This window comes from Haemophilus sp. SZY H53, from assembly GCF_054332375.1.
This window is the reverse complement of sequence record NZ_JBTGNV010000006.1, coordinates 78,145-103,603: the sequence shown is the minus strand read 5'-3', so window position 1 is coordinate 103,603 and position 25,459 is coordinate 78,145. Positions and strand designations below refer to the sequence as shown.

31 protein-coding genes and 1 pseudogene are annotated in these 25,459 nt (G+C 45.1%); 2 read left to right on the top strand and 30 right to left on the bottom strand.

The genetic code is table 11. The features are described from left to right. Positions 1-81 precede the first annotated feature (81 nt). The 3 genes and pseudogenes from glpE to ilvY all read right to left on the bottom strand — a co-directional run. On the bottom strand, positions 82-399 hold the full coding sequence (gene glpE, locus ACXVWB_RS07360; protein ID WP_049356822.1) for a thiosulfate sulfurtransferase GlpE: 318 nt from the start codon (positions 397-399) through the stop codon (positions 82-84). After that, positions 389-1,276: an EamA family transporter RarD gene (gene rarD, locus ACXVWB_RS07355; RefSeq protein ID WP_049356824.1), complete on the bottom strand. Its 888-nt coding sequence runs from the start codon at positions 1,274-1,276 to the stop codon at positions 389-391. The genes glpE and rarD overlap by 11 nt, the downstream gene beginning before the upstream one ends. Positions 1,277-1,308: 32 nt before the next feature. After that, a pseudogene (gene ilvY, locus ACXVWB_RS07350) lies at positions 1,309-2,142 on the bottom strand (HTH-type transcriptional activator IlvY); the annotation flags it as partial. 223 nt (positions 2,143-2,365) lie between these two features. Between ilvY and ACXVWB_RS07345 the strand changes: the two are divergent. Continuing rightward, positions 2,366-2,629, top strand: coding sequence for a hypothetical protein (locus tag ACXVWB_RS07345; RefSeq protein ID WP_458485293.1), 264 nt, complete (start codon positions 2,366-2,368; stop codon positions 2,627-2,629). Positions 2,630-2,668: 39 nt separating this feature from the next. On the opposite strand, the gene ACXVWB_RS07340 is transcribed toward ACXVWB_RS07345, so the two are convergent. From ACXVWB_RS07340 to ACXVWB_RS07280, 13 genes are all read right to left on the bottom strand, one after another. Next, on the bottom strand, positions 2,669-3,514 hold the full coding sequence (locus ACXVWB_RS07340) for a DNA adenine methylase (RefSeq protein WP_458485292.1): 846 nt from the start codon (positions 3,512-3,514) through the stop codon (positions 2,669-2,671). Between the two features lie 61 nt (positions 3,515-3,575). Next, complete coding sequence (locus ACXVWB_RS07335; protein WP_005641687.1) at positions 3,576-3,695, bottom strand: Com family DNA-binding transcriptional regulator; 120 nt, start codon at positions 3,693-3,695, stop codon at positions 3,576-3,578. A gap of 175 nt (positions 3,696-3,870) precedes the next feature. Beyond that, positions 3,871-4,347, bottom strand: coding sequence for an enoyl-CoA hydratase (locus tag ACXVWB_RS07330; protein ID WP_458485291.1), 477 nt, complete (start codon positions 4,345-4,347; stop codon positions 3,871-3,873). Further along, on the bottom strand, positions 4,340-5,095 hold the full coding sequence (locus ACXVWB_RS07325) for a hypothetical protein (protein ID WP_458485290.1): 756 nt from the start codon (positions 5,093-5,095) through the stop codon (positions 4,340-4,342). Before ACXVWB_RS07325 ends, ACXVWB_RS07330 begins: the two co-directional genes overlap by 8 nt. A 10-nt stretch (positions 5,096-5,105) precedes the next feature. Then, positions 5,106-5,981: a phage tail protein gene (locus tag ACXVWB_RS07320; protein ID WP_458485289.1), complete on the bottom strand. Its 876-nt coding sequence runs from the start codon at positions 5,979-5,981 to the stop codon at positions 5,106-5,108. A 17-nt stretch (positions 5,982-5,998) separates the two neighbouring features. After that, positions 5,999-6,577 carry a phage tail protein gene (locus tag ACXVWB_RS07315; RefSeq protein WP_458485288.1) on the bottom strand — a complete coding sequence of 193 codons (579 nt, stop codon included), beginning with the start codon at positions 6,575-6,577 and terminating at the stop codon, positions 5,999-6,001. Further along, the gene (locus ACXVWB_RS07310; RefSeq protein WP_458485287.1) at positions 6,570-7,670 is read right to left on the bottom strand and encodes a baseplate assembly protein; all 1,101 of its coding nucleotides are present in this window, start codon (positions 7,668-7,670) and stop codon (positions 6,570-6,572) included. The genes ACXVWB_RS07315 and ACXVWB_RS07310 overlap by 8 nt, the downstream gene beginning before the upstream one ends. An 8-nt stretch (positions 7,671-7,678) precedes the next feature. Next, positions 7,679-8,041, bottom strand: coding sequence for a GPW/gp25 family protein (locus ACXVWB_RS07305; RefSeq protein ID WP_458485286.1), 363 nt, complete (start codon positions 8,039-8,041; stop codon positions 7,679-7,681). A 59-nt stretch (positions 8,042-8,100) separates the two neighbouring features. Beyond that, positions 8,101-8,649 carry a phage baseplate assembly protein V gene (locus tag ACXVWB_RS07300; protein ID WP_458485285.1) on the bottom strand — a complete coding sequence of 183 codons (549 nt, stop codon included), beginning with the start codon at positions 8,647-8,649 and terminating at the stop codon, positions 8,101-8,103. After that, positions 8,636-9,697 (bottom strand): phage late control D family protein, encoded by a 1,062-nt coding sequence (locus ACXVWB_RS07295; protein ID WP_289902004.1) that lies wholly within the window; start codon positions 9,695-9,697, stop codon positions 8,636-8,638. Before ACXVWB_RS07295 ends, ACXVWB_RS07300 begins: the two co-directional genes overlap by 14 nt. Next, positions 9,690-9,920: a tail protein X gene (locus ACXVWB_RS07290; RefSeq protein ID WP_005640674.1), complete on the bottom strand. Its 231-nt coding sequence runs from the start codon at positions 9,918-9,920 to the stop codon at positions 9,690-9,692. Before ACXVWB_RS07290 ends, ACXVWB_RS07295 begins: the two co-directional genes overlap by 8 nt. Continuing rightward, a complete protein-coding gene (locus ACXVWB_RS07285; RefSeq protein ID WP_289902005.1) occupies positions 9,901-10,836 on the bottom strand; it encodes a phage tail protein in 936 nt (311 codons plus the stop codon). The genes ACXVWB_RS07290 and ACXVWB_RS07285 overlap by 20 nt, the downstream gene beginning before the upstream one ends. Before the next feature lie 12 nt (positions 10,837-10,848). After that, positions 10,849-13,710 carry a phage tail tape measure protein gene (locus tag ACXVWB_RS07280; RefSeq protein ID WP_458485284.1) on the bottom strand — a complete coding sequence of 954 codons (2,862 nt, stop codon included), beginning with the start codon at positions 13,708-13,710 and terminating at the stop codon, positions 10,849-10,851. Positions 13,711-13,755: 45 nt separating this feature from the next. On the opposite strand from ACXVWB_RS07280, the gene ACXVWB_RS07275 reads away from it, so the two are divergent. Further along, on the top strand, positions 13,756-14,070 hold the full coding sequence (locus tag ACXVWB_RS07275; RefSeq protein ID WP_458485283.1) for a hypothetical protein: 315 nt from the start codon (positions 13,756-13,758) through the stop codon (positions 14,068-14,070). On the opposite strand, the gene ACXVWB_RS07270 is transcribed toward ACXVWB_RS07275, so the two are convergent. The 14 genes from ACXVWB_RS07270 to ACXVWB_RS07205 all read right to left on the bottom strand — a co-directional run bounded on the left by ACXVWB_RS07270 (position 14,055) and on the right by ACXVWB_RS07205 (position 25,455). Continuing rightward, the gene (locus ACXVWB_RS07270) at positions 14,055-14,207 is read right to left on the bottom strand and encodes a GpE family phage tail protein (RefSeq protein WP_458485282.1); all 153 of its coding nucleotides are present in this window, start codon (positions 14,205-14,207) and stop codon (positions 14,055-14,057) included. The two genes, ACXVWB_RS07275 and ACXVWB_RS07270, sit on opposite strands and share 16 nt — an antisense overlap. Then, complete coding sequence (locus ACXVWB_RS07265) at positions 14,185-14,469, bottom strand: phage tail assembly protein (RefSeq protein WP_458485280.1); 285 nt, start codon at positions 14,467-14,469, stop codon at positions 14,185-14,187. Before ACXVWB_RS07265 ends, ACXVWB_RS07270 begins: the two co-directional genes overlap by 23 nt. A gap of 89 nt (positions 14,470-14,558) precedes the next feature. Then, positions 14,559-15,077 carry a phage major tail tube protein gene (locus ACXVWB_RS07260; RefSeq protein WP_458485279.1) on the bottom strand — a complete coding sequence of 173 codons (519 nt, stop codon included), beginning with the start codon at positions 15,075-15,077 and terminating at the stop codon, positions 14,559-14,561. 12 nt (positions 15,078-15,089) lie between these two features. After that, positions 15,090-16,475: a phage tail sheath family protein gene (locus ACXVWB_RS07255; RefSeq protein ID WP_458485278.1), complete on the bottom strand. Its 1,386-nt coding sequence runs from the start codon at positions 16,473-16,475 to the stop codon at positions 15,090-15,092. 10 nt (positions 16,476-16,485) lie between these two features. Then, the gene (locus ACXVWB_RS07250; protein ID WP_458485277.1) at positions 16,486-16,953 is read right to left on the bottom strand and encodes a Gp37 family protein; all 468 of its coding nucleotides are present in this window, start codon (positions 16,951-16,953) and stop codon (positions 16,486-16,488) included. 10 nt (positions 16,954-16,963) lie between these two features. Continuing rightward, positions 16,964-17,398, bottom strand: a complete 435-nt coding sequence (locus tag ACXVWB_RS07245; RefSeq protein WP_458485275.1) for a gp436 family protein — start codon at positions 17,396-17,398, stop codon at positions 16,964-16,966. Beyond that, positions 17,398-17,637 (bottom strand): hypothetical protein, encoded by a 240-nt coding sequence (locus ACXVWB_RS07240; protein WP_458485274.1) that lies wholly within the window; start codon positions 17,635-17,637, stop codon positions 17,398-17,400. The genes ACXVWB_RS07245 and ACXVWB_RS07240 overlap by 1 nt, the downstream gene beginning before the upstream one ends. 73 nt (positions 17,638-17,710) lie before the next feature. Further along, entirely contained in the window at positions 17,711-18,637 is a 927-nt protein-coding gene (locus ACXVWB_RS07235; protein ID WP_458485272.1) for a major capsid protein, read from the bottom strand. Positions 18,638-18,648: 11 nt separating this feature from the next. Further along, positions 18,649-19,761 carry a peptidase gene (locus tag ACXVWB_RS07230; protein WP_329505940.1) on the bottom strand — a complete coding sequence of 371 codons (1,113 nt, stop codon included), beginning with the start codon at positions 19,759-19,761 and terminating at the stop codon, positions 18,649-18,651. 234 nt (positions 19,762-19,995) lie between these two features. Further along, on the bottom strand, positions 19,996-20,454 hold the full coding sequence (locus tag ACXVWB_RS07225; protein WP_458485271.1) for a phage virion morphogenesis protein: 459 nt from the start codon (positions 20,452-20,454) through the stop codon (positions 19,996-19,998). A gap of 115 nt (positions 20,455-20,569) precedes the next feature. Next, positions 20,570-21,823 (bottom strand): phage minor head protein, encoded by a 1,254-nt coding sequence (locus ACXVWB_RS07220; protein ID WP_458485270.1) that lies wholly within the window; start codon positions 21,821-21,823, stop codon positions 20,570-20,572. A 13-nt stretch (positions 21,824-21,836) separates the two neighbouring features. Then, positions 21,837-23,294: a DUF935 domain-containing protein gene (locus ACXVWB_RS07215; RefSeq protein ID WP_458485268.1), complete on the bottom strand. Its 1,458-nt coding sequence runs from the start codon at positions 23,292-23,294 to the stop codon at positions 21,837-21,839. 122 nt (positions 23,295-23,416) lie between these two features. Further along, positions 23,417-24,913, bottom strand: a complete 1,497-nt coding sequence (locus ACXVWB_RS07210) for a terminase large subunit domain-containing protein (RefSeq protein WP_458485267.1) — start codon at positions 24,911-24,913, stop codon at positions 23,417-23,419. Next, a complete protein-coding gene (locus tag ACXVWB_RS07205; protein ID WP_005708262.1) occupies positions 24,913-25,455 on the bottom strand; it encodes a DUF3486 family protein in 543 nt (180 codons plus the stop codon). Before ACXVWB_RS07205 ends, ACXVWB_RS07210 begins: the two co-directional genes overlap by 1 nt. Positions 25,456-25,459 lie beyond the last annotated feature (4 nt).

Below are 25,459 nucleotides of genomic sequence, written 5' to 3'. Positions count from 1 at the left end.
TAAGCCGGTTTTATGTCTACTAAATTCTCCCTATTAGAAAATAGGTATCAGATTAACCGCATTTTAAATCAACGAAAAATATTAATAAGCTGTTTCTATTGGTAAACCTGCCTTCTCCCAACCATCAAACCCACCGATTAAACTAAATACATTTTCATAGCCTTGCTCAACGAGAAACGTCGCCACATTTCGGCTACTCACGCCATGATAACAACTCACAATAATCGGGGAATCGAAATCCACCTGTTCTTCAAATTGTAAAAAGCTTTGGTTGGTTAAATGAAATGCCCCTTTTGCGTGGGAATAAGTAAAACGTTGTGGATCCCGAATATCTGCAAGCATGGCACCATTTTGTACCATTTCCCAAGCTTGTTCTGGACTAATTTCTTTAAATGACATGGTTTATTCCTTTAGCCCGTTGTTTATACACACCATCAAAAATAATCAGACTCATGGCCAATACTAAACAAATGAATAACGGATAGCTATTCGCATCCATTTCCTCTCCAATTAAAAATGAAATAATCACCATCAAAATGGTTTCAACATAACCTAAAAGGCCAAGTAAATTCATTGGCAGCATATTGCTCGCAATAACATAAGCAATCAATGCTGAGCCACTAATAAGCCCGAGTAATACCAATAATACCCAAATATTAGGATTCGATTCCTGCACGGTGGCAAAATCGGTTTGAAGGGCAAAGTAAACGCTTACTGGTAGTAATGCGATCATTTCTAAACAAAATGCGCCAAGATCAGTATTTTTTAAGGCTTTTCTTAGAGAGAAATAAGTCGTGTAGCCAACACAAATGACAATAGCTTCCCAAGATAAGCCACCTTTTAATATGATGTTGGAAATCACCCCGACTGTAGCAATTAATACCGCAATCAATTTTAGTGTCGAAATTCGTTCTTTAAAAATGAGTCGCCCCGCAGCCACCATCACAATTGGTAACAACAAATAACCGAAAGAGACACTTAAGGAGCTACCATTATTGGGTGCCCACAAAAAGAGCCACATTTGATAGCCCATTAATGCACCACAAATAATATAGGAGAGAACAAAGAGCGGTTGTTTTTTTATGCGTTTTATATGTTCCACTAATGCCTGTTTCTGTTTAAACATGATGACGGAAAGGGCGACGAAAGGAAATGTAAAAATCATTCGGTAGCCGAAAATATCCGTGCCGCTGAGGGGTTTCAGCAGCGTGGAAAAGTAATACATATAGCCAAATAAAAATGAGGCTAAAAGTGAAATGAGTACGCCTCTTAACATAATAAATCCTTAGGTCAATTTTGCTTATTATTCTAGTCTAACATCTCCCAAAATGCACGAATTAAGGGGTTTGCCAAATTTCTTTTTTGTACACAAACGCCCAAATCAAATGCCTCGACAGGATTGTCCAAATGCAAACGAGATACCTCCTTTGCCATCGGGTTATTATCAATCACCACATCAGGCAACATCGCTAATCCAAAACCGAGCGCTACCATTGGCACGATCCCTTCGTGTCCTGCTACGGTGGCATAAATTTTTGGATGTTTAATGTGTTTGCTACGTAGCCATTGTTCAATACGCTGCCGCGCCATTCCATCTAACGGCAAAATGAAAGGCATTTGCTGCCAATTGATGGGTTCTTCCTGTAATAATTGTGTCGCTAAACAAGCCACGTGAGGTGCAATCAATGAAAGGGAAATATCATCAATCTTATAAAACTCTAACCCTGCCGGCAGGTTGTTTGGTTTTCCTGCCAATGCAAGATCCACTTGCTCTGATTGAATAAATTGTACCGCTGAAGCGGGATCACCAGTTGTCAGTTGAATTTCTACTTTAGGATAACGTGTACGAAACTTGGCTAACACCTGTGGCAAGTGGCTATATGAAGCCGTTACCGAGCAAAATAAACGTAACTCCCCGCTTAATTCCGCAGAATTATCCCGAAGTTGGCGCTTAAACTGTTGCCAATTTTGCCATTCTGTTTTCGCAAATTGCAAAAATTTTTCACCTTGTTCGGTTAAACGCACTTGTCGATTATCACGAATAAATAAAGGCTGTTCTAATTCTTCTTCCATTCGTTGAATCTGACGTGAAAGCGTAGAAGGAGACATGTGGTTTTGGGTGGCGGTTCTGGCGAAGTTTTTTTAAACCCGCGCAACATAACCGCCCCTAAAAAAGCAAGATAATTTCTATTTCTTGCTTTTTTCATTTAGTGAAATAGCTTTACATATCTGCACTTATTTAGCCGTCCACACCTCCCCAGCTTAATTCGACCGCAGCCAGTCGTTTTGCCGCAATGATGACTTGCTATGCCCGCCGAAGAGAGTAATCCTGTGACCAACTTAAACAAATACAGGAAACCGCAAAATGACAAATTTTAAAATGAGAACCGAGCAGGAAATGATGATGGAATTAGCCCTTGTTGCGGTGAAAGAACACGACGGTTTTATTACGGACGGTTCGCAATATTCACTACCTAACGGACGGGGGCAAACCTTTGTGTATAACACGGCGTTTTTAGATGTGCGGTTTGTGGAAGACGGGCATAAAGATTGTGTAGTCAGATTTACGTCCACACTTGCCCCTTTCGCCCCACCGTTTTATTGTTTGCTTTCCGAATTAGAAGACTAATGCAAAAGGCTTCGTGATCACGCGAAGCCTTTTTTACTACTAGAATTTATAGACTAAATTATCTTCATACGCCACTTGGTAGTTCAGTTTTGCATTCACCGTAATGCGTTTGGCATTTTCAAACGCCTGCCAATTATCCACCTTGTTTTCCAACATATAATTCACAAATCGAATAAACTCCGACTTCGTCGAGCTAAAAAACACATACGGCGGACGAGTGATATTGACCAGTCGCAAGAAGTCAATCAAGTCAAAATAGGTGGCTTGTTTGTAACTTTCCTGTTTGGTGCAAAGGTAAGGCGGATCTAACACAAATAGGGCTTTCGGATCGTTGGCATACTTTGGCAGCAAGGTATGAAATGACTCGCGTACAACTTCTACGCCGTCCAAATAACCGTCCGCACTTGGATAATCGCTCAAGCGCACACAATGCCAGAAATCTTTGTGGTAGAGTTCTTCAAGCGAACCGACTTGCTGACCGCTAAACAATAACCAGCTCGCCAAGCAGTTTAAGTCTTTATAACCCTGAAATTCATCAATGATTTTAATGATTTCTGCCTTCAATACCTTTGGTAACCGCTTATTTTTTTGCGTAGCGTTACCGATTTTTGCAAAGATTTGTGCGCGTAGGGCGTTTGTGTCGTCTATATGCACCAATCTTTCCGCATAGCCATCAAAATCATTGTAAATGACGCGGGCTTTCGGTTTTAACCGTTTGGCGGTGTGACTGAGTAAGCCCGAGCCGCCAAAAGTATCAAGAATTGTCCAGCCTTCGCCGTTATCAGGAATGTTCTCATTTAAAATCTGCTCAAATTGTTTGAGAAACATACGTTTTTGTCCGATAAACGGCAATGGGGCTTGTTTAAAGGTATTTTGATTTGCCATAGTTTTTCCTTTCTATTCTATGGCGTTCCGATGCTCAGGGCATTCTGACACTCAAATCAAATTAACGTGTAGTATTAACGGTTTTGCAACGAGGGCATTTGATTTCTAAATAACCAACTATCCCCACTTTCGCCAATAATTTGTTACAAAATGTGCAACGGATTGCTTTAATTGACTGCATATATTTCTCCTAATCAAAAGATTTGTTACAATCCGCCAGCCTTGCGCAAGGTAGGCGGCGTATGGCTATATGCAGGCTAGTTCTGCGTAGCTGGTAACAACGAGCATTCCTAGTGCCGTTGTTATCGCCGTCTTTTCTTTACTGAATTAAACTTTGTGCAGGGTAAACGCTCCTTTTAACTAAATATAGCCCCTAATTGATTCGGGCTAAACCGCCAACCACTCTCGCCACCGTGAATCGCATTAAAACACCACTCACTGCAAAAATATTTTGAGCGTTTTTGTTTGATGCCTAGCACAATTCCTAACGCACCCCACCAGTCATATTTACAACCCAAAGTGCGGTCAAAATAAGCTTTGATTTGTTGCTCGGTGACATCGTTGAGTGGGATTAAATCCCATTTAGTATTATCGGATACATCAATCTGTTTGCACCGCACGCCACCGTCTTGCACCGATGATGAGTAGCAGTCATATACTGTCGCATGCTCATAATGATGCCCATTGCCAAACTCAATACGCTCAATGGCAATCTCACAATGCGAGTATTGACCTTTGGTAAAAAATCGAGTAATGCGGTCGGCGATTGCTTTAACTGGCTCTTTGCGCCAGTCTCGCTTGTGTTTGTACATCGCCAAATAAACCTTAGCCATTTTGATATGCCTCCATCAAGTTATCCATTTGCTTGATAATGTCATCATGGATTGATTGCAGTTGCTCAAGTGTGAGATTAGGGACTTGGAGTTCATATTTGCGCATACGTTGGTTGGCAAGCTCCATTTGTAGTTTTTCCAAGCCTGCCGCTTGCGTCAAAATCAGGTTTGTGGCGGTCTTGTTATCCAGTCTCGCACGTTGTGCAAAGTCTGAGATATATCGACTGCACTCACCTTCATAATTTGCTGATTTAAATGCTTCTGCGGCCGCTTGGCGTTCGCGATACTCACTCTCAAAACGTGTCCAGGTGCTGTAGATTTTTGCCGCGTGCTCGTCGATGTTGGCGATAAGGTAAGTTTGTTTTTTTGTAAAATTATCAGCAATCTTCACTTCATCTTTCACCCATTCTGTGTCATTCCACTTGCAAGGCTCGGCAAGTGGCGCAAGTGCGGTTAAATTTTCGGGCAATTCACCCAGGGCGGTATGTTCTACTTTTTCGCCTGTTTCCTTGCTGTAATAGGTGCCCCGATGGTCGGATTGATATTGCCAACTGTTATCTGCTCGCACAATGACAAAGCCTTGTTTCGGTTGTGGAGGTGCATCTAAATAACTACCTGAGGAAAGGCTTCCGCCTTCGCTCACATATTCGGTGGCACTGTGGCTATAAATACCTTGGTTGTCTGTGCAATACACGATGATATCACCACTGGTTTCGGCAAAGCCTTCTTGGTTAAATGTTATGGTCATGCTGTACTCCTTATTCGGCTAGGCAGATGTAGTGATAGGCGATGTTGCGTGGGCGGTTTTCGTTTGCAGTCGGAACTACACGACTAGCATCAAATGTTGCAAACGAATAATATTCTCCAGAGTTAGTTGAGGTTGAACCTAGGATATTGTTTTTTCTCTCCCCATAAAATACTTTACTTAAATAGGTGAACGCCCCGTTACTATAAAATCCGATATCACCAGTAATATTTCTAATTGCATCACTTTGTGCCGACAACACTCCACGCCCTGCATCTACACCCCGCCCATTATCCAAACCACGGATAAATTCACCGCGCATGTCTGGTAATTGCCCTGACGGATATTTCTGTGCCAATTTGGGATAACGACGAGTATCAAACCGCTGTCCGTTCATAGCCAAGCAACCTGTTGGGACGCTAGAGAGCGGATAAGGAATAGGGATACCAATGAATAAATCATGTAAGGCATTAAAATCAGTGGCGTTGGCTTTTTTCCCAATTTCCGCAAGCAAAGTCGCCTTTAAGTTTGCATCACCCGCTAATGCACGTGCCAGTTCTTCCAACGTGTCTAACGCTACTGGGGCAGTCCCCACCAATGCAGCGATTGCCGTTTTCACAAACGCAGTAGTCGCAATTTGCGCATTATTCGTCCCTGCCGCAGCCGTTGGTGCAGTGGGTATGCCGGTGAAAGCGGGGCTGGCTTTTGGGGCGTAGCCTGTGCGGTCTCGGTTGATTCCATCCACTTGGTCTTTTAGATAATTGGTTCTCGCCCCTAGCTCTTTGGCTTGGCGATTATCAATACCGTCTGGCCCGCCCATTACAGGGTCGGATGTTTCCAATTGATAGATGTTTTCTACCCATTGTCGGGTTAAGGTTAAATTTGCCATTTTGTTTCCTTTTTGAATTAAGCTGTACCACGATTAAATCTGCCGTTACGCATTGCCATACCGTTGTGCCGAAGTGCTGCTTGACGGTAGTCTAAACTTGCCAACACACAGCGTGCTGGTGCAAATACACGCAAGGTCTTACGCAGTAAATCGGCTTGGTCGTTGGTGATGGCTTGTTGCAAAATCACGCGGTAATGTGCCCATTTTGAACGGTCACCGTGGTAGTAAGTGCCATCTCGAATAAATGAACCGTCGCGACGTTTGTCAAACAAGCCTTCAATAATTTCCACTTCGCCAAAGCCCAGCTGGCGAATAATTTCTCGCATTGCCCACGGTGTGCCTTTGTAGCGGTGCAGCTCGACCGCGCGTTTAATCAGCTTGCGTTTGGCGTCAATACTTTCGGCGAGCACCCAGCCGTCATAGCCGGTGACACTCCATTTTTCGGCAAGCAATTCCAAAAACTCGGTCGGAACTAAATCTACAAAGCTGGTCATAATTTGCGATTTATCCAGCCGATTTAACCGCTTGCCAAGGTCGGCAAGTGCGGTCAGTTTTGGCGATATTTCAATAATTGACGGATATTGCAACTTAGCCATCTTTGCGCTCCGCATTGATGTTTATCGTGATACTTTCGCATTCTGCCCATTGTTCAGGTGTGAGCTCGGTAAGTTGTGGGCTTACCAAATGCACGTTATACACGCCTGCGACTTTCAGCACGCTTTGAATATCAAGCGGTACGATGTCCAGCCCCAATTTTTGCGTGCGTGATGAAAGATAGGTTCGCAAAGCGGTTTCAGCTTTGGCTTTCACTTCATTTTCGGCGACGGTAGCGAGCAAATCTAAGTTAGCAACCACACGATAGCTTTTGCGTTCAGGCGCAGCCACAATCACGGTGTCACACAGCGGTCGGTGTTTTTCACCACTGATGTAATGGCGAATTTTTTTCTGCAAAATCTCAGACGGCAGTCCGTGCTTGGTCAGCACTGTGACTTTCACCGTGCCGCCTTGTGGGGTGGAAATTGCCACATCAGAAATCACTTGCGACACGCTGCGGGTGTGATATTCATACGCCGCCACCGAACCGCACGTGGTGAACGCTTCAGGCGCGAGCAAAATCCGCTTGCGGTAGTCGTCATCGTTTTCCGTATCAATGCCATTTGCCGACACATCAATGTTGGAAACCGTTACGCTCGCAGGCAATTCGCTTTTGAGCGTTTTCACTTGCCCGATTTGCCAGCCATTGCCACTTTCGCCTGTGGTTTGGCAAATGGCGGTAACGTCTACATATTGCTCGGTCGGGTTAATTCGCACTTCGGTTTGCGTAGCGAATAATAGGCTGTCGGTTGCACCAACTAACGTGCCTTGCGGAATCACGATTGCCGAATGACTGCCTGCAACACTAAATCGTAAGGTAACATCTGCTGCTTGGTCAGATAGACGATAACAGCCCATCGGCTCACCGCATAAATCTAAAGCAAGCCCTGTGGCAAATTGCGGAAAGGTTTGCAAAAAGGCATGGTTAATTCCTTGTCGCACTAACATTTCGCGGTAGGCGTAAGATTGAATAATAGAGCGTTCAATATGGGCAGGTTGCAATGTTTTACTTGTGCGCTGCTCGTAGTCGGCAATGGCGTCCGCTAAAATTTGCTTGATGTCGTCAGACACAATTTTTACGTCTTCTTTTTTCATTGCGGTTCCTACATTACGAGTGTGGTTTGATAAATCTCCCGATACACTTCATCCACTAACGCCCAATAAATTGTCAGTTCAAAATACGGAGCCTGTCCGTCAATGGCGATATGATCAACCTCGATGCGGGGTTCCCATTTTTGCAGGGCAAGCGTGATTTCACGCACCATATTGGGCAGTGCGATGCCTTCGGGGTAGTCGATGTAACGAAAGTGGTCGGAGCCAAATTCGGGGCGAAGCACATCGGTGCCTTTGAGCGTGTTGAGAATGTTGGCAATACACTGATGAATATCATCAATGCCTTGCATCGCCTGTTCATTAAGGTTAGGTGCAAGTTGCCAGTGGGTTGAGTGTATCGGATTTGTATTCATAGCCTTGATGATACAAGGCTATTTGGGCTGGGGCTTTTAAACTGATTTAAAGAAGTGGGCTATTCTGGAATGCCTGTTTTACCGCCGGAGTCACCTGTGTGTTTATGTTTGCCGAGTTCAATGCTTCCTTGAGTTACTTTCGGTGCGGAAACTCCTGTGCCTGATGTAATTTTTCCTGTGGCGTGCAATTTGCCATTGATAGTGGTGTCAGCGTTAATAGTTGCACCACCGTCTGCTGTTGCAGTGAGGTGCCCTTGGGTTTTCACAACGACATCACCGCTTTTACGATTGTGCGAAATGACCGTACCGTTACTGAATTTCTTCATCCACATATCGCCATCACTAGTTGGTGTCGGGTCTTGCGCGTTATAAATTGCACCTAGCACACAACCGCCCTCACCGCGCGCGTCAAGGAGTAGCGCGACTAATTCGCCCACGTCTGGCAGGCAATAAAATTGATTGCCACCTGCGTTGGGCGTCAGATACGAAAGCCACGCGGTTTCCAAATCTTCAAGCGCGGGGATTCTGCACCGCACTTTGTGGCTTTTCGGGTCGATTGCCGACACAATGCCTTCTTGATAGGTCGCACCAAAATTATGGGTTTGCATTCGTCATCTCCATGCCTAAAGTCATCAAATCATCTGGGATAAATTCCAACATTCTCACCTCGATGCTGGTGGTGTAGCCCTGTTTGTTAAAGGTATGGCGTGATTGTTTGATTAAGTATTTGCCTGAAAACACGCCCAAATTTTTAACCATAATGGTTGAACCTGCCACCAGTTTGGGGTTGCCAATCAGGGTAATATCGCCTGCACTTTGGTCTTCGTTTTGCTCACTTAATGCAGCATCGCCTCTGGCATCAATCTGTTCTTGGCTTTCGCCACGTGTCGTGATTTTGAGCGTATCGCCACTTGCTGCCTGTGCCTGTTTCATTTTCGGGCGAAGTGCGGTGGCTTTTTTGCTTTTTTTCACCACTTTTTTACCGCTTGTATCAAATCCTTTGATTTCCACTTGCTTTGCTGTATCTTTAATCCGATCTCGAAGTCGCAAGCTAATACATTCGCTTTCATCGAGTACGACTACAGGTTCGCTTTGCCCGAGTTCATCTTTATCGGTAAACACCAGCTGATTGCCCACAATCTTGAAACTGTGATGATATTCACGGGCAAGGCGGGCAAGAAATTCCACATCGCGCTCTTGATATTGGGTGATGCGTTGAATGGGAATGTGGCGAATTTTTCCTACCAATTTGAGCTTCAAACGGTTCGCTACCGCAGCCACCACTTGGGCAAGCGTGGTGTTCTCGTAGGCTTTCGGTTTAAGCGTACGGTTGGATTTGCTAATTCCTGTGGATAAGGCTCGCAAGGTAATGCTAGATGGGTGATAGCCGTATTCCACCTCATCAATCTCAAACGCCCCAATTTCGACTAACGGCTCGCCCTGATAGCCAATCGCTGCCTTGAGTTTGTCGCCCTGTGTCGGGAACCATTGGCGAATCCACTTACCGTTGATGTCTTCAAACTGCACGGAGAGTTCGTCTGATTGCCCTTCAAGATAGTCGGTGTAGGTCAATTCAATCAAGGACGACTCAATATCAGCGGTAATGTTGGTTTTCTCATAAAAAAGCGAAAAATCGGGCGTTTGGACTTTACTCATTATTTCCTCTTAACCACGGCGGTAAATTTTCGTTTTGGGTCGGCTTCACATTTAGCACTGGGATAAACACTGTCGCCCCTGTAGGCAACACTTCGCAAAAGCTGATATGTGGATTGGCTCTAATGATGCGAGCATATTCCAGAGCGTCGCCATAGTAATAATAAGCAAGGTTATCCCAGCGTTCGCCTTGTTTGACAGTGTGTTTAAGGACGGTTTGGGTCATTTTCATTCTCCACGTTTTCATCTTCACGCAACACGATCCAAGCGGTCATTTTGGCCACTGAATTTGCAGAATTATCCAGCCGCTCATTGATTTCAGTTAAAGCATTATCGGCAGGCGTAAACCAGTTATTCCATTCGCTATCAGCAGACGCCCGACTGAAACTCTGTTTCATTATTTGCAAATCATCATATACCGCAGACACATCACGGCTAAATTCGCTAATGGCAGGCAGATACTGGCGAACGCCCTCGAAAGCAGATTGCATTCCGACCAGTTCGCCAAAACCACCCAAGGCGTTGTCTAAATTAGCAAGCGTACTCGGCAAATACGCCAATGCGGAAGCGGGGTCGTGTGCCAACTGGCGAACTACTGCAACGGTGTTGCGAACTTCATCCACCGCACGTTTGCCTTGGTTGTAGAGTTCCACGCCACGGCTAACCGCACTTTTCACAGTTGAAAGTGTGTTGGTTAAACCTTTCGGCAAAATCGAACCGAGCAGCGATTTACCGCCTACATTCAACGCCGCACCAAGTAAGCCCGCTTGCCCATTGCCGACAAACTCTTTCAGGCTAATATTCATCTCACGCGCCAAAGCATTACCTTTGCCGTCGGTAAATAGTGTGGTTGATGAAATATCAGTAATCACAAAATTGCCTTTGTATTTTGAACCCCACATCAAGGCAAGAGCGTCTTGCTTAGCTTTTGCCGAAAGTAGCGATTGATAACGACTTTCCACGCCGCCGATTTTGTGGTGCAGGCGAATCGCAAAGGATAAATCTGTCAGTTTCTCGCCCATAGCTTGCAGTTTTGGCTTGCCTTTAAGCACCGCGTGTTCGGCAAAATCCGCAGAATGGGTTTCGTTGAAGTCGGTCAAATTGACTGGCTCAAAGGCGATATTACCTAGCATAAAATACATCGTTGTTTCTCCTTAGTAGGCTCTACGCATTTTCTGATCCATAATTCGTTCGATAGCTTTTTCTAATTCATACAAACTCATTTGCATACCTTGCTGAACTTGCTCCAACACGCCCTGATTCTGGCTACCGTTCACGTTAATGGTCGGGTTAAAATTGACCACAATGCCGTTGTGCTGATTGGTTTCGTTATTTGTCACCGCATTTCTATTTAGCGGTTGATAATCGCGAAAGATTGACGGATTTTGACCGCTTGCCTGATTAAAATCAGGCGTGCGGAAATCGGTCGATTGATTTAGCCCAAGCAGATTGCCGACAAAATTCGCCCCAAATTTCACATCGTCCCACAGTGTGCCTAAAAAGCCTTTTTTCTCGTTTAACAGCGATTTAAAGGCGGTTTCAACGCCATTTAAAACAGGCTCGAATTTCACCGCACTTTTTGCTACCAGTGGTTCAACCGTTGGCATTTTTGGGGCTTTTATTGCAGGTGCAGCCACGTTTTTTGGAGTTGCTTTCTTGACCTTTTTCCCCATTTTATCGACCGCTTGTGTGGCTTGAAGGGCATTTTCAGCAATCCCAATGGCAAGCCCTGAGACGATATTTTCGCCATAACCTTTAAACACACGCGAAGGGGAATGGATCTTCATTTCGCCAGTAAACCAACCTTTGATAGATTGTCCTAAACCAATAACCCATTCTTTCGCTCCGTCCCACGCATTGCGAATACCATTGACTAAGCCGTTGATAAGGTTAGAACCAAATTCGGTAAACTTACTTGGTAAATCAATCCCAAACCACGAAAGCACGCCTGCAAAAGCTTGATAGAATAAGCCTAATGGCGACCAGTTCAGAATGGTTGCGGTGATGTTGCCGATGCCTGAGTTGAAGAAGATGGTGATGTTATTCCAAAGTTGCCCGAAGTAATCCGACACACCTGCCCACGCACTCGAAACCCATTCAGTTGCTCCTGTCCAAATGTCTTGCACCCAGTTGCAGAAGTTTTGGAAGTAACCTGTGACTTTCGTCCAAAGGTTGGAAAACCAAGTTGAAACAGGTTCCCAATTGTCATAGATGAGATAGGCGGCAACAGCGATGGCGGTAATGGTTAAGCCGATAGGGTTGGTAAGCAAAGCTTTCCCTAATCCAATAAAAGCTTTTTTCGCAACACCAAAGGCTGAGCCAAGCCATTTCATTACTCTACCTGTTTTGGTAATTGTACCCGTTAAGGTTTCAAGTTCTTTGGCTGCTTTAATTGCCTTAAATACTTTAAATGGCATAAATGCTGCTGAAAAAATGGATGCTATGCCATTAAACGCAAATTTTGTTGCTAATACGCCTGTGCTTAGTAAGGAAAAACCGCCTGCAGTAGCAGCGATCCACTTAATCGCTGTTTTATGCTCGCTGACAAAAGGTGTCAATGTATCTTCAACAAAACCTTGTAGTGCTTTCGCTCCCGATTTAATATCATCGGCAAAAACAGACCCTATATTCCCGACTGCACTTTCCCATGCACCGCCTAAACTCTCAAGGGCAGAACCAAGTGTTTTCGTTTTTTGGGCAACACGTTCTTCAAGGCTGGCTTGGTCTTTCATTTTCTGCAAGAAATCTTGTAAGCCTTTTGTGCCTTGCTGACCTAATAAGGTGGCAACACGCTTACCCTCAGTGCCAAACATTGCATCTGCCACATCCTCAGCGGCTTGATCACCAAATTTTTTGCGTATAATTTCTAATTTCTCAAGCTCCTTGACCATTCCGTCAATACCTTTGAAATTGCCTTTTTTATCCCAGAAATTAAACTTTACACCGCTTTTTTCGAGAATATCCCGAGCTTCTGCCTTCATCCCTTTCTTGGCTTCGGCAATCATTTGCGGACCTTTGCTCATTCGGTCAAGCATTGTGGAAAAGTTTGTACCGAATGAGGTGCCCTCTAAACCTTGTTGAGCTGCTAAACCCTCAATAGCATAAATTTTTTGTGAGTTTTCTCGCCCTGTTAATTTCATCGAACGGACTTTAGATGCGTAATAGGTCATCGCCCCGTACATATCATCTTTTTTCATGCCTGCAGCGAACATGGCTCGTTGCATATCATCCGCTGATGCCCCGAGCTCAGCTTCAGATAAGCCGTGTGACTCCATCATTTTGGCAAAGAACTCACCGCCTTGCTCCTGATCCATTTCAAGTAAAACGTTGAGTTTTGCCGATGTTTTTAAGCCACCGTTAATCAAAGTGTCATCAGAGACACCTTGCATTTTCATTGCTTTGGCAAGCTTATAGAAATCTTCACGTGTTCCAGGTAAATCCGTGCCAAGTTGGTCGGCAATTTTGCCTATTTCCTTAAATTTGCCGAATGTACCGTCAGCTTTCATCATTGAAATTTTCAGGTTATTTGCTGCTTCTTCCTGTTGCATATAGGTTTTCACAGCATTCCACGTAGGTAACGCTACGCTAGCTGTTATTGCGGTAGATTTAGCTAACTTACCTTTTAATTCATCACGGTTTTGTTTGCGTGCCTGTTGTTTTTCTAAAGTACTAGATAAGGAACGTTGAGCTTTTTCAGAAGATTGAATGGCTCGGGTAAAATGTTGTTGCTTTTCTGCTGTGCGAGCAATTACTGCCTGCATTCGCTCATAACGTCGAGTAAGTTTGCCAATATTCTGATCGCCCGAAAGATAGGCAAGTTGCATTTTTTGATGCAGTGCGACTTGGCGTTCTTGCCATTTCGCCATTTTTTCACCCAATTTTTCGTTTTGCTGGGTTGCTTTACCCAAATTATTAGAAAGGTTTTCAATGGTTTTATTCGCCTTTCCAAAGGCAGCAGAAAAACTACCTTTTAAAGAAGCACCAATCACTAAACCAAGTACTAAATTATTTGCCATTTTTTGCTCACTATGTTAAATATACGAAAAATTCAGGAGGCGTTTATGTTCGACTTATTCAAAGAAATCATAGAAGACTGGAAAGATTACGATATAGTAGAAAAAGCCTACTGGTCTGTGATAGGTTTATTGTTTTCTATCGGTTTTTTGGCGTTTTCTTGGTGGTATTGGGTAGGTATGTTTAATGCCACAGACAGCTTTTTTATTGCTTTTGGTATGGGCTTTATTCTTTATCTTGTGTTAGGCACGATTATCGCTTTAGTAACTGCCCCTTTAATGACCTTGCTTTCTTTAAGTGCCGCTACAATCACAGGGGCAATTATTGGGCTGGTTAAATTTTACCGTCAAGCTCGTACATAACCCGCCTTAACCTGACGATTGGCTTGAAAAAGCCAATCGTCAAATTCTTTTAGTGTCCAACCATCAATTTCTTCTGCTGAAAAACCAAACCACCAAACAATGTCGGCAATCGCATTATTCAGCGTCTCTATCTTCACTGCTTGCACCAAACAGAAATCGTTGAATTTGAACGTAATCTTTCCATTTGATTAAGTCCATATCTTCCAAGACTAAACCACAACATAAGGCAGCCACGATAATTTCTCGGTCTTCTGCTGTTTTACCTTGTTGGCTTGCAATACGGAAATCTTTGACTAACGGATCACGCACTTTGACTTCTTCAATGACTGTGCCATCAGGTAAGTTAATCGGGCTGGATAATTTAATGGTGGTGCGAACTGCATCGACTTTTTGAGACATAAAAAACTCCTTTGTGAGTATGTTGTTTAACTTTCACAAAGGAGTTTACTTAAATGAGCTTTAAAGGTCGTTTAAACTGCTTTAAAGAATTACTGCCCAATATTCGTGCGGTATTTTTGCAATACATCCTGACCGTTTACACGGTAGATGTTCGCAAGCACGTCAACGAACAAAATTTCTTTGCCTGCCAGCGTTTGCTTGATAGACATAATTTGGAAGCTGTCGGAATGTTCCGTCGCTTCTTTATTCTTCAAGCTACCGCCTGTAGTTTTGTTAAATGCCACGTTCATAATGGTGACAAGTGCTTCTTCCGCAGCCAAACCACGAGAATCAAACACTTGCACATTAGAGCGTGCCATCAGTTGCACGTTTTTATAAGGATTATAGGCATTTACTCGCACTTCAGAATAGAAACTATCCCAAATCACTTCGCCTTCCATAGCATTCAACCCTGCAGGCAGTTTGATTGTGCCGTGTAGCCCCAAGCCTTTGTGTTCGATAAATTCGAACTCAATGTCAGGCAATTTAAACTCTTTGGCTTTGCCCAAAAGCGAATTGCCGTTCATATACACATTGGCGTTCACAATCTGATGAATTGCGGTACTCATAATTTTCTCCTTCTAGCGTTGTGACACCAAGTTCACTAAATATTTACGGGTCATTACCGATTTATTGCTGATAAGCTCGGCTGGCAATTTCGGCGTGTATTCATACATCAACGGCACGTGACCTTTGCTAAATTCATCGACTAAGTCAGTGTCGTAGTCAAGGCTGACGCGATAACCTACGATTGACGGCAAGGCTCGCAAATAGGTGTCCACTGTTTCCAATAAACTGTCAATCAACGCATCATCAATCGGGCGGTCGATAAATTGCAACTCTGTGCGGCGAATGCTTTCGTCGATTAAGTCACCTGTGCGCAACGCCGTTTCAAAATTGATGACATGGGTTACTGTTGGATAGTTTGACGAACGGTTACCCCATAAGCGGAAGCCTGTACCAAAGCTATTGAAAATCGTGGTAATGCCGACTGCGTTAAGTAGGTTGGTTTCCGATTGCTCATCATCCACGCGAGCGGTTAAAGGTACTTCCATACCTATTACGCCTTGTAATTGACGGTTAGAAGTGGAGAACCAGTAGCCGTTGTCGGTATCGGTTTTCATCCGCAAGCCTGCCGCGTGTACCGCTAAACTTTCTAATGTATTACTTGAGCCAAGCGCATAGGGATAGAAATGGCGAACACGTTCAGAGCTTGCGGAGGCATTCAATACACCAATCGGGCCGCGAGCTTGAATCGCTTTAGAAAGCGATGTGCCTTTTGGTAGTTGCACGTAAGCTACTGCTTTGAGCTGTTCCGCAAGAGTTGAAAGTGCAGCTGCACAACTTGCCGTTTTGTCAAACTCTGGGCAGATTAAAATTTTGGCATCCGCACCGTATAAATTGAAACCGTCACGCACCAATTCCAAGCCTTTGCGTTTGCCGGTAGCAGCGTCAATACCGCCTTTGATGTCCGCTTCGGTCACTTTTTCAGGATCAGCATAAGCGTAAGTCGCTTTTAACCCTTCGTGGCGTGTAGTAAAGGTAATTTCGCCTGTTTGCAAGTTTACGCTGTAATCAGTGCCTTCTTGCAAGGTTTGGCTAGATGATTGAATGCTGATGTTCAATAAGCCTGCTTTCGCTGTTTTTGTCATTAAGGTGGAGCTGTCTTGCGTTAAGACTTCGTCTGTAATGTCAGTTTTGTGTTTTTTCGGATCTAACACATTGACCACATACACCTTACCTGCAGCATAGCGTGCTAATACATCAAAGGCATCAAGCAGGGTAAAGCCTTGGTTTAAAATCACACCAAATTGGGCAAAATCTTTGGTGGTTTGGCACACGGTCAATTCATTGACTGCGCCGATAGGTGCAGTCCCTACGATGCCAATAATTGCACCGTCCACCGTTTCCACCGCGACAGAACCGCCTGCCACGCGTGTTGTTTTCGTTCCGTGATGAAACGCCATAATGTTCTCCTTATGGTTCTTTGCGGCGGTAACGTGCCGCGGTAAATTTTGGTAAATTTTGCGGCTGGTGTGCTTCCACCTGCCACGTTTCAGTTTGAATAATCAGTTGGTATTGCCACAGCCCATTGTCTTCGCCTGCAAATTCTTCACTAATTAAATGACAAGCGGTGCAATTGGTAGGCTTAAATCCCACAATCGCCAGCCGTAACTGGTCGAGCATATCCAGTGCACCTGTGTCATCGTGTTGGCTGCGGGCAATTACCGTGAGGGCAATCAGCACTTTGCGGCGCTGTTGGATAATGTCGGTGCTATCAAGACTTTCAAATTTGGAACCTGCATACTGCACCAGCACCGCACCATATTGGTCGGTGAGGTTGTAGCGGTCTAAGTCATCGGGAAACAACTCGATGGAAAAACGCGTGGTCTTCTGTTCGATGTGGTTTCGGATGCTTTCCAAAATAGGCAAAGTGGCACTCATTGATGATCCCTTAATAGTCCGATAAATCCAATTTCTGCGGTGCACGGGCTTTAAATTTCAACGCAGACGGCAAACTGTCATCGCCTTCCGCGCCGATTTCCGTTAAGCCCAAATGCAGTTTGCCACTGGCAATGCGCTCCAAATCTTTTAAGGCTTGGCTGTGGGTTTCTTTCACATTGTCGGGAAAGCCTTTGCCTTCAGGACGGCGTGAATACAACCAATAGCGAGCCAGTTGTAGGCAAATGTTACGCACAAGCGTTGGCACATCATTTAACGGTAGCAAATAACGTGAACGTAAATAGCCGTCCACCGTTTCGGTAGCGTATTCGCACGCCTTGTTTAATACGGCATAATCGACTTCCGTTGCTCTTGTGTTGTCATTAGAGAGTTGCACAAGCACCACTTCGCTCACCACTTCCGTTAAATCTTGTGCCTGAATGTACATTATTCTTTACCTTCGCCTTTATTGTTTTTGTTTGCCTTTTCCGCTTCTTTGCGGGCTTTTTCTGCTTCAGCTTCCGCCTGTTTGCGTTTTTCGTCTTCGGCTTCATCTAGCTTCACATAAAGCGAGATTTTTTCGGCTTCTTCGTCTGTGAGTTCTAGCTTGTCGCCTTGCTCATAGCGTTGGTTGTTGTGGTAAATCGCCATGGTGCTGATGACGGCGTATAGTTTGGTTTTGTCCATTGATTTTCTCCTAGTGAAACGGTGTTACAAATCTTCCCTAACCCCTCTTTACTAAAGAGGGGGATTTTTGAGGTTATAGGCAACCTTTAATCAAATAACCAGCCGATGCACCGAGTAAGTGCGGTTTGTGAATATCGGTGGTGCGAATGACTTCAAGCTTGCCACCGTTTTCTTTGTAGGTGTCCACAAATAAACCACCTTGACGACGGACGGTGTAGCCATAAGACGGCTCATACACTGTGCCTTTGCGTTCGGTTGAACGTGGCGCAACATAGGCAAGCACAATGGCATCAGACCAGATGTCTTTAAGCTGATTGCTTTCTTCGTAAACTGCTTCGCCGATTTTCACGGTGTCGATACCAATCAATTTGGCGAACACTTCAGGCGTTACAATCGCCACCTGTGAGTATTTGAGTTTTTCAATCACCGCAGGGTGTTCTTTCAACGCCGCCCACACATCGCCTGCAATCACGCATACATTCGGCTTGCGACCAATCGCACGCTTCACGGCACGAATGCCGGTGTCGAACATCGCAAAAATGTCCGCTTGTTTGCTGGTGATTTTTGATGTACCGCTTAACGTGATTTTGTTGCCGCTGTCGTATTTGTTTTCGTCTAAGGCGAGCGTTGCCACTTCTTTTTCACGACCGAGTGCAATCACATCTTGGGTGGTGTTTAAGGCGAATTGACGGAGCGAGAAAATCGCTTCGTTTTCCTCGCGGTAGTCGATGGCGTATTCCACATCGTGCTCTTCCAACGCCACGTCGATTGCCGTGATGTCTTCAGGGTCTAAACGGTTTGACGTGCCGCGTAAGTTACGCACCGTACTTGGTAAGCGGAATGCAAGGCGACCGAATTTCGGAATTTTGCCCGCTTCTTTGTCGATTTCGACGGTCGGCATTAACACTTCGCCGATGAGTTCTAAATTGTGATAGCCCTGTGCCAATTTGGTTAAAACAGGATCTTGCACACGGAGTGCTGCGAGATTGTGAGCAGTCATAAATTTCCCTTCTATTGATAAATTGCGTTAAAGGCGGCGGTGTAGCTCACGCCGTGTTCTTTGGCATACGCCATAATTTTTTGGTCAGCTTCGATGCTGGCTGGGTTTGTGCCTTCGGCATATTCCACCGTGCCGTCTTGCGGAGCTGCCACTTTGTCTTTGGTGGCGACTTCACCGAAGTTCACCACTTGTGGCTGAGCATCCAAAAAGGCTTTGAGTTTGCTGTGTAGGTTTTCGCCTTCGCTAAATTCAACTACACCACCTTGCATTGTGGTGGAAGCATAGTTCAATAAATCTACCGCTTGCTGTTTAGCAATCGGGGCAAGTTTGCCCGCTTTCACTAAACCTTCAGCAAAGTCGGCATTTTCGGCTTTGGCTTGGTTGAGCGCGGTTTCAGCTTTTTCGGCTTTCAATTTTTCGTTTTCTGCCTTGAGCTGTTCAATTTCTTCAGGTGTCATTTCAAGTTCTCCTTCGGTTGATTGAGCTGGGTCTGAAGTTGGGTTATTCGGTTCATTAAAATTCGGCACAGGAAAACCTGCTTCATCTTGTTGATACCGTTTCAAATCATTGCGGATAGATTCTTCTACCACGCTATTGACTAAATAATCAGGCAATGCTTTGTCGGCTTCATCTTGTCCGTGTTTGCCAATCAGCCATTCACGCAAACGTCGCCACAAACCTGCTTCCGCCCAGTCGGAAAAATCCACTACGCCTTGTTCGTTTTCGGCAAATTCAGGGTTACGCAAGCCTTTTACGGCGGGTGGCATTGCCCCTAAGAAACCGACGTGGCGTAAGTACAAACTGCCCGGGCAAGGATTGTTTGGGCTATCGGCAAGATAGAACGAAGACGACACTTTCTTAAATCGTCCTTTTTCCACCATTTCGGCAAATTCAGGATCCACTTGGTCGAACTCGGCTTTGAGTACATCACCGTCCAACTCAAGGCGTTTTACCCAGCCATAGGCAGGTGCATTGTGTTTTGGGTGTCCAACTACCGCGGGGGATTCGTGAAAGTTTACGTCGTAGGCATTGACGGCTTGTTGCAAATCATCGATGGTAATTTCCACTTCTACGCCATTTGCATCTAGTCGTTTGCCGGCTTTGAAAATTTCAATAAAGGTCATTTTGTTCTCCTTGTTTGCACACATCATAGAAAAAATGACCGCTTGTAGCTTTTAAACTGGTTTAAGGATTGAAAAAGAGAATTTGAAATGGGAAGAAGGAGAAAAGGCGTGTTTTTGCGTGTTTACGGGTGTTTATAAACACGCCCAAGGGATTTCGAGCAATCATTTATCGAATCCAATTTAAAACGCCACAGAGGGCGTTTTATGCGTTATTTTTGAGTTTAGACAAAGTGACTAACTTTGGTCGATTTGGCGTTGCAAAAGAGCGGTCGCTTTTCGCAAGAGTTTTTGCTCGTCTTGTTCGCTTACGCCTAACCACGGACGTTTAGGAATGGTGACTTTACCCCCACGCCCCGCCTTACCGCCGAATTGGTGCAAACGGGCATATTTAGCATCTGAACCAAACTCGACATTTTGGTCGTTATAGTTATAGGCGGTTTTCTCCGACAAATAACCGTCTTGACGCAGGATTTTGGTGGTCTTGCCTTTCTTTTGTTTGCAAGCCAAGGTTTTTGGCGAAAGCGACTGCCAGTTATTGCCTTCAGGATCAACTTCCTGCTTAAACCGTTCCGCATGGATTTTCTTCAAGGTTTCGCCCAGCACGCCATAGAGCTTGCGAGGGTGTTGCAGTTGTTGGGCAATACTGTGGAGTTTTGCGGCTGCTTGGATGTCGTTGAGGGTGATTTTGATCATAACATTTGCCTTTTAAAAAAGAGTGGCGTATAGTCATTTTAACGGTGGGGGTTTCCTACTGGAAAGGTTGTGCTGTCAAAGGCTCATTATCCTGTTCGAATCAGGCAAACCACCGTTATAATTTCCCCCACAACACTTCATATTTGTGCATTCCTGACTTATCTGTAAATACACTCGCCGTTCTGACCAAATTGACTCTATGAGGTAGCTTTTTCTTACTTAATTCATCTTTCAGTTTGATTTCATAGTCCATTTTTACCGCAACTTTGCCTTGCTCGGTTTCATAGATAAAAAGCAAGGTGGGTAATTTCTGATCACGTTCCAACAAAATCGCCTTTGGATTTCTCAACTTCTCTGGCAACTGCTCCCAAAACTCAATCGGCAGGTTAATACCTTTGGCTTGTTTGGTATCACGCAGGGCGTGCAGTACATCTTCATCACGCACGGCAATCACGGCAGATTGCGGTGCTTTTTCAAGTGCTGTCAATTTATCAATCACTTTGGCTGGGATTATGCCCACGTTTTTCATTTGTCCACGTGCCATTTTTTCGGTGGCAACGGTATCTACCATCGACTTCATCGCGCCGTTTAACATCATCACGGCACGCGGATTTTGTAACACGTTTTCAATCAGTAGGCTGGCAAGTTTTGGCTCGGCATTGACGAACTTATTGAACAACAGCTGATCCACGTCCGTATTTCGCCCTGCAGTCAAGCGGTCAAAATTATGCGGTTGAAATCCTACATCATAGCCCTTCGGCACACGCACCATTCTTGGATTGCCCGAACGTGTACCTACTAGTTTTTCTTCCCATTCGATTTCAGGCGATGGGCTGACGGTTTTACCCATTTCTTTCAAATCGTCTTCATCGTGGGCGGTCACGGTGCAGTGGCAGCCGTAGGCTTTAATGGGGTAGTAATAACGCCAAAATGGATCGCTTGCGGGCAAAATCGTGCCGTCTAAATCAATATGCTCTTGACGTGGGTGAGCGTTGTCGTGGTGATGATATTCCCAATAAGGCATCACATCGGCTAAGTCCAAATGCTGTTGCAAGCGTCCGCGATTGTAGGCGGCGTAAACGTTGGTGTCGTAAATAATACGGGTTCGCCAATTTCTACCGCCTTTGTAATCCCAGCCTGTGCGAGCGATAACCTCATCAAAACGCTTGCGGAAGCCTTCCAGTGTTTTGCCGTTGTTGATGGCTTCGTCCACCGCTTCGCGAAAGGCAAGCAGCACTTCATTACGATTTGCTCCTGCGACCATAAAAAAGTAGTCGTGTTCTTCGCCTAATACGTCAAGGTAGCTGTTGGTCGGTAGATTGAGCTTTTTCTCAAAGTATTTGACTTGATTTTCAAAGGTGAATTTCATTGAAAAATCTCCTCTAGCCCTTCTTTACTAAAGAGGGAGACTTGGCACGCTCATCTTCTACAGATTGTCGCCCTGCAAATTGGGCAGTGGTTGAACCCCACGCCAGCAGTTCGCCATATTCCGCAAAACTTAATTCAGGAATAAGGCTATCCAGCTGATTGCGGAAATCCTCAAGGCTTTCGGCTTGCCCTAATTGGTCGCGAATGCTTTGCAGCCAATGTTCAACGTGGGTTTCGCCCTCTACTTCTAACTGTTCGCCGATGGTCTCAATCACGCTTTTCGGGATAGGTTCGGCAAAGTCGGCAGTGTTGGCAGATTTTTCCGCTTTTTCGACCGCTTGCATAATGATGTCACCATCTTCAAAACCATAAGTGCGGTGGATATATTGCTCGGTAAAGCTCACGCCGATTTCAGTCAAAATCTTGTCACGTTCCGCCTGCAGTTTGTCAATGCTTTCTTGCTCGAATAGCTCGAAGGTTGGCAAGGTTTCTACGTTGAAATTCAGCTCACAAATCCACGCCAGCAACTGATTGAACACGCCTTCCACAAGGCTGGCATCGTCGTTGCGAATATCACGCGTCACTTCTAGCCCTGCGGTGGCACTGGCTCGGTTAGCTTCCGCTTCGGTGGTTTGGTTTTGCCCTAAAATCGCAATGGCGATTTCCGATTTGCAATACTTGATAAAGTTATCAAAGGCTTCTGATGAGCCACTTTTATCAGCACCTTCCACTAAGCCTATAGAGCTATCATCAGGAATTGCGGCAACAGCAGTGCCAAGCATTGCTTCCATACTATCGAGCAAATCCTCCACTTCGTGAATTTGCGCTTGTCGCGGATGTTTCCCCACTAGCCAAGGCGAGCCGTATTTTTCGGTAAATTCCAACCAATACTTAAAGCCTGCTTTTTTAAAGGTCGCCGCCCAAAAGCAGAGCGAGAGATCGCCCAAGCCATACGGGTTGATGTAGGTCGCATTTTGGGTTGCCAGCAACATTCGATAAAGCGGCAGTTCTTCGCCGTTGATGTTCTCTTTGGTACGAAGTTTAAGCTGGTTTTCATCATCGAAAACGAACCATTCTTGCGGTTTGCCGACAATGGCAACAGGCAACAACAAGCCGTCGTTGCTTTCCCACATTACTTCCAACACTTGATAACCAAACAACGTGGCATCTAAAATTTGGCTAATAATGTGCGACATCGGCAAGCGATCGAAAAGTGCGGTCAAAATCTCGTCCGTTTTTTCGTTTCCTGTCGGTGTAATTCGCCACTCTAAGCCTTTGATTGCCGCTTTACGTCGGCGAACACAGCCCCCGACATGGCTATCAGAAAGGATTTCACGGTAGGCGGAAATATCCTTGCCCATTTTCTTCAACACAGGATCAGGGTTCGGCAAATAGTGCATAAACGACCAATAGTCAATGGCGTTGGCACGGCTGGCGATGACGCGGATTAAATCTTGTTTTTTTGGTGTCATTGGCTTTCCTTATTTTTCATAATCCACAAAGGTGGCAAGCAATAAAAATACCCACCAAAACGGTTTGTCGTAAAAAATCAGCACAGCGGCAGAAATGGTTAAAGTTACAAATGCGATCATGGTTAATATCCTTGCGTTAATTTTCGGCTGGCTCTTGGTTTGCGACTGTGAGCTTTAACAGGCAACTGCACCAACTGACGGCTAGCATAATGAGCAAGCAATAAAGAAATTGCGGTGTCGCCGTGGCGTTTGTTTTTGCCGTCTGCACTTTTGGTTCGTTTATCGGGAATGCGAGGCACACCTTTTACCACTTGGAATGAGCGCAAATCGGCAAGAATATCGGCATCTTTGGGAATGCTGTCGAGTTCGCCATCTTCGAGCGCGGCTTTAAATGGGGCGGTGTGTTCGCGATACCATTTTTCCGATAACTGCACGCAATCCACCAATGAACCAAACGCATCGCGAGCGGCTTCAGCTAAATAGCCTCCGTTCCCTCGTGCATCAAAAGCTGCACCGGCGAAGCGTGGCAAATGCTTGAGAATAAACAGCACAATTTGTTCTTGTTGCTTGTAAGGCATATTGCCCAGCTCCACAATCAACCGAACGCTTTTGGTTAAGTTTTGCTGTTGTGCTAACACCACAAAGGACGTCATATCGCCACTGCGGGCAAAGTCTTCGCCTAAAAAATGTAATTGTGTTTGATCTAAGGTTTGCAAAATCGGCTGAAGCGTGGTTTCACACCAATCCTGCATTTCCTGATAGCGTGTCGGTTCAGGCACAAGGCTAAAGCCATCTTTTGCCGTCATTCGGATTATGGGCGTGCTTTCGCTCATTTGGCGTTCAATCAACGCACGTGAGAGCCATAACCCTGTGCCGTTTTTCGGTACGCAGTAGTATTCTTCTTCCGCATCTTCTTTGGTTGCCGTGTCATTGAGTAGGTTTTCTTTCCACTCGGCTTCTTTTTCAGGTGTCCATTCTTGTTTACTGACTTGGCAAATGCGTTGATATAAGCCTTCGGCACAAGCGTCATCAAGGGTAATGGTGTGTACGGAATAACGTTTTCTACCTGCCCGACTATCTAAAATCAGCTCATTGAAAAGGTTGTCCGCACCGTTGTGGGTAGAAATCAACCGCACTTTTGCCCCCCACATTGTCAGCGCAAGAGCGGCTTTTAATACTTCCGCAAGGTATTCGTGAAAGGCTGCTTCATCAATGACCACCACGCCTTGCATACCACGTAAGTTTTTCGGGTTGCTGGAAAGAGCTTTTACTTTGAAGCCTGATGCAAAATAGATTACATAGGTCAGAATGTCCTTATCTTCATCTTGCAACACTTCTTCTTGAATTTCGCCTGCTGCATAGTTAAACGCCCTTGCCCACATTGCCACCGCGTCAATAAATTCGCGTGCCATTTCCTTGTTTGACCCAATGTAGAACACATCAGAGCCCCCATCTTTTTTAGCAAGGCTGGCAATCAAAGCATCATCAGCAGCTTCTGCCCACGTCAAACCTGTTCGACGAGATTTTTCAGCGATTTTGAGCTGGGATTTATCGGCTATCCAACGTTTTTGGTAGCCCAACAGTAGCTCATTTGGGTCAAAGGGAATAAGATCTTTCACTATGCAATACCTAAAATTTGCTGTTTGATTTTGTCTGCGGTTTCTGCCGATAAGCCCGCCTGAATAACAATTTTTTCCGTTTCTTCTGCGGCAAGTTCCGCACGCCGTTTCACATCAGCTTGATAGACTTTGAGCTTGGTGCTTGCTTGAATGAGTGATGCCACATTTTTGCCTGCAAAACTTAGGGCTTGGAATTTCTCCATCGGGGTCATCTCATCGTCTTTGGCTTCTTCGATGTCCACAAGCGCGTCAAATAGGGACGACTGCAACATCCCCATTAAGGCTTCACTACGTTTGTCTTCCTTATCTTCTGCGCCTTCGGCAATAATGCGAGCCGCTTCAGTACTGTCCTTGATTGCCTTAAAACGGCGTTCAATCTTCTGCCCATAGCGATGAATCGCCGATTTGCTGATGGAATAACCTTTCTCACGCAATAGCGTTTCCAATTCCACATAACCCGAAAAACCGTTCTCAGTTAAGGCGCGTTCCAGCCAGCGGCGGACATCTTCGGGCAGTTTTTCGATACTTGAACGGGGTGCCATGATT

Excerpts from the sequence above, each read along its gene's own strand:
- ACXVWB_RS07235 (WP_458485272.1), bottom strand. The coding sequence starts at position 18,637 with ATGACTGCTCACAATCTCGCAGCACTCCGTGTGCAAGATCCTGTTTTA.
- ACXVWB_RS07280 (WP_458485284.1), bottom strand. The coding sequence starts at position 13,710 with ATGGCAAATAATTTAGTACTTGGTTTAGTGATTGGTGCTTCTTTAAAA.
- ACXVWB_RS07250 (WP_458485277.1), bottom strand. The coding sequence starts at position 16,953 with ATGAGTGCCACTTTGCCTATTTTGGAAAGCATCCGAAACCACATCGAA.
- ACXVWB_RS07230 (WP_329505940.1), bottom strand. The coding sequence starts at position 19,761 with ATGACCTTTATTGAAATTTTCAAAGCCGGCAAACGACTAGATGCAAAT.
- glpE (WP_049356822.1), bottom strand. The coding sequence starts at position 399 with ATGTCATTTAAAGAAATTAGTCCAGAACAAGCTTGGGAAATGGTACAA.
- ACXVWB_RS07260 (WP_458485279.1), bottom strand. The coding sequence starts at position 15,077 with ATGAGTACCGCAATTCATCAGATTGTGAACGCCAATGTGTATATGAAC.
- ACXVWB_RS07205 (WP_005708262.1), bottom strand. The coding sequence starts at position 25,455 with ATGGCACCCCGTTCAAGTATCGAAAAACTGCCCGAAGATGTCCGCCGC.
- ACXVWB_RS07310 (WP_458485287.1), bottom strand. The coding sequence starts at position 7,670 with ATGAAAAAAGAAGACGTAAAAATTGTGTCTGACGACATCAAGCAAATT.
- ACXVWB_RS07240 (WP_458485274.1), bottom strand. The coding sequence starts at position 17,637 with ATGGACAAAACCAAACTATACGCCGTCATCAGCACCATGGCGATTTAC.
- ACXVWB_RS07320 (WP_458485289.1), bottom strand. The coding sequence starts at position 5,981 with ATGGCAAATTTAACCTTAACCCGACAATGGGTAGAAAACATCTATCAA.
- ACXVWB_RS07315 (WP_458485288.1), bottom strand. The coding sequence starts at position 6,577 with ATGGCTAAGTTGCAATATCCGTCAATTATTGAAATATCGCCAAAACTG.
- ACXVWB_RS07220 (WP_458485270.1), bottom strand. The coding sequence starts at position 21,823 with ATGAAATTCACCTTTGAAAATCAAGTCAAATACTTTGAGAAAAAGCTC.
- ACXVWB_RS07305 (WP_458485286.1), bottom strand. The coding sequence starts at position 8,041 with ATGAATACAAATCCGATACACTCAACCCACTGGCAACTTGCACCTAAC.
- ACXVWB_RS07335 (WP_005641687.1), bottom strand. The coding sequence starts at position 3,695 with ATGCAGTCAATTAAAGCAATCCGTTGCACATTTTGTAACAAATTATTG.
- ACXVWB_RS07345 (WP_458485293.1), top strand. The coding sequence starts at position 2,366 with ATGACAAATTTTAAAATGAGAACCGAGCAGGAAATGATGATGGAATTA.
- ACXVWB_RS07265 (WP_458485280.1), bottom strand. The coding sequence starts at position 14,469 with ATGTCTCAAAAAGTCGATGCAGTTCGCACCACCATTAAATTATCCAGC.
- ACXVWB_RS07290 (WP_005640674.1), bottom strand. The coding sequence starts at position 9,920 with ATGACCCAAACCGTCCTTAAACACACTGTCAAACAAGGCGAACGCTGG.
- ACXVWB_RS07285 (WP_289902005.1), bottom strand. The coding sequence starts at position 10,836 with ATGTATTTTATGCTAGGTAATATCGCCTTTGAGCCAGTCAATTTGACC.
- ACXVWB_RS07340 (WP_458485292.1), bottom strand. The coding sequence starts at position 3,514 with ATGGCAAATCAAAATACCTTTAAACAAGCCCCATTGCCGTTTATCGGA.
- ACXVWB_RS07275 (WP_458485283.1), top strand. The coding sequence starts at position 13,756 with ATGTTCGACTTATTCAAAGAAATCATAGAAGACTGGAAAGATTACGAT.
- ACXVWB_RS07215 (WP_458485268.1), bottom strand. The coding sequence starts at position 23,294 with ATGACACCAAAAAAACAAGATTTAATCCGCGTCATCGCCAGCCGTGCC.
- ACXVWB_RS07255 (WP_458485278.1), bottom strand. The coding sequence starts at position 16,475 with ATGGCGTTTCATCACGGAACGAAAACAACACGCGTGGCAGGCGGTTCT.
- ACXVWB_RS07295 (WP_289902004.1), bottom strand. The coding sequence starts at position 9,697 with ATGAGTAAAGTCCAAACGCCCGATTTTTCGCTTTTTTATGAGAAAACC.
- ACXVWB_RS07225 (WP_458485271.1), bottom strand. The coding sequence starts at position 20,454 with ATGATCAAAATCACCCTCAACGACATCCAAGCAGCCGCAAAACTCCAC.
- ACXVWB_RS07330 (WP_458485291.1), bottom strand. The coding sequence starts at position 4,347 with ATGGCTAAGGTTTATTTGGCGATGTACAAACACAAGCGAGACTGGCGC.
- ACXVWB_RS07300 (WP_458485285.1), bottom strand. The coding sequence starts at position 8,649 with ATGCAAACCCATAATTTTGGTGCGACCTATCAAGAAGGCATTGTGTCG.
- ACXVWB_RS07325 (WP_458485290.1), bottom strand. The coding sequence starts at position 5,095 with ATGACCATAACATTTAACCAAGAAGGCTTTGCCGAAACCAGTGGTGAT.
- rarD (WP_049356824.1), bottom strand. The coding sequence starts at position 1,276 with ATGTTAAGAGGCGTACTCATTTCACTTTTAGCCTCATTTTTATTTGGC.
- ACXVWB_RS07245 (WP_458485275.1), bottom strand. The coding sequence starts at position 17,398 with ATGTACATTCAGGCACAAGATTTAACGGAAGTGGTGAGCGAAGTGGTG.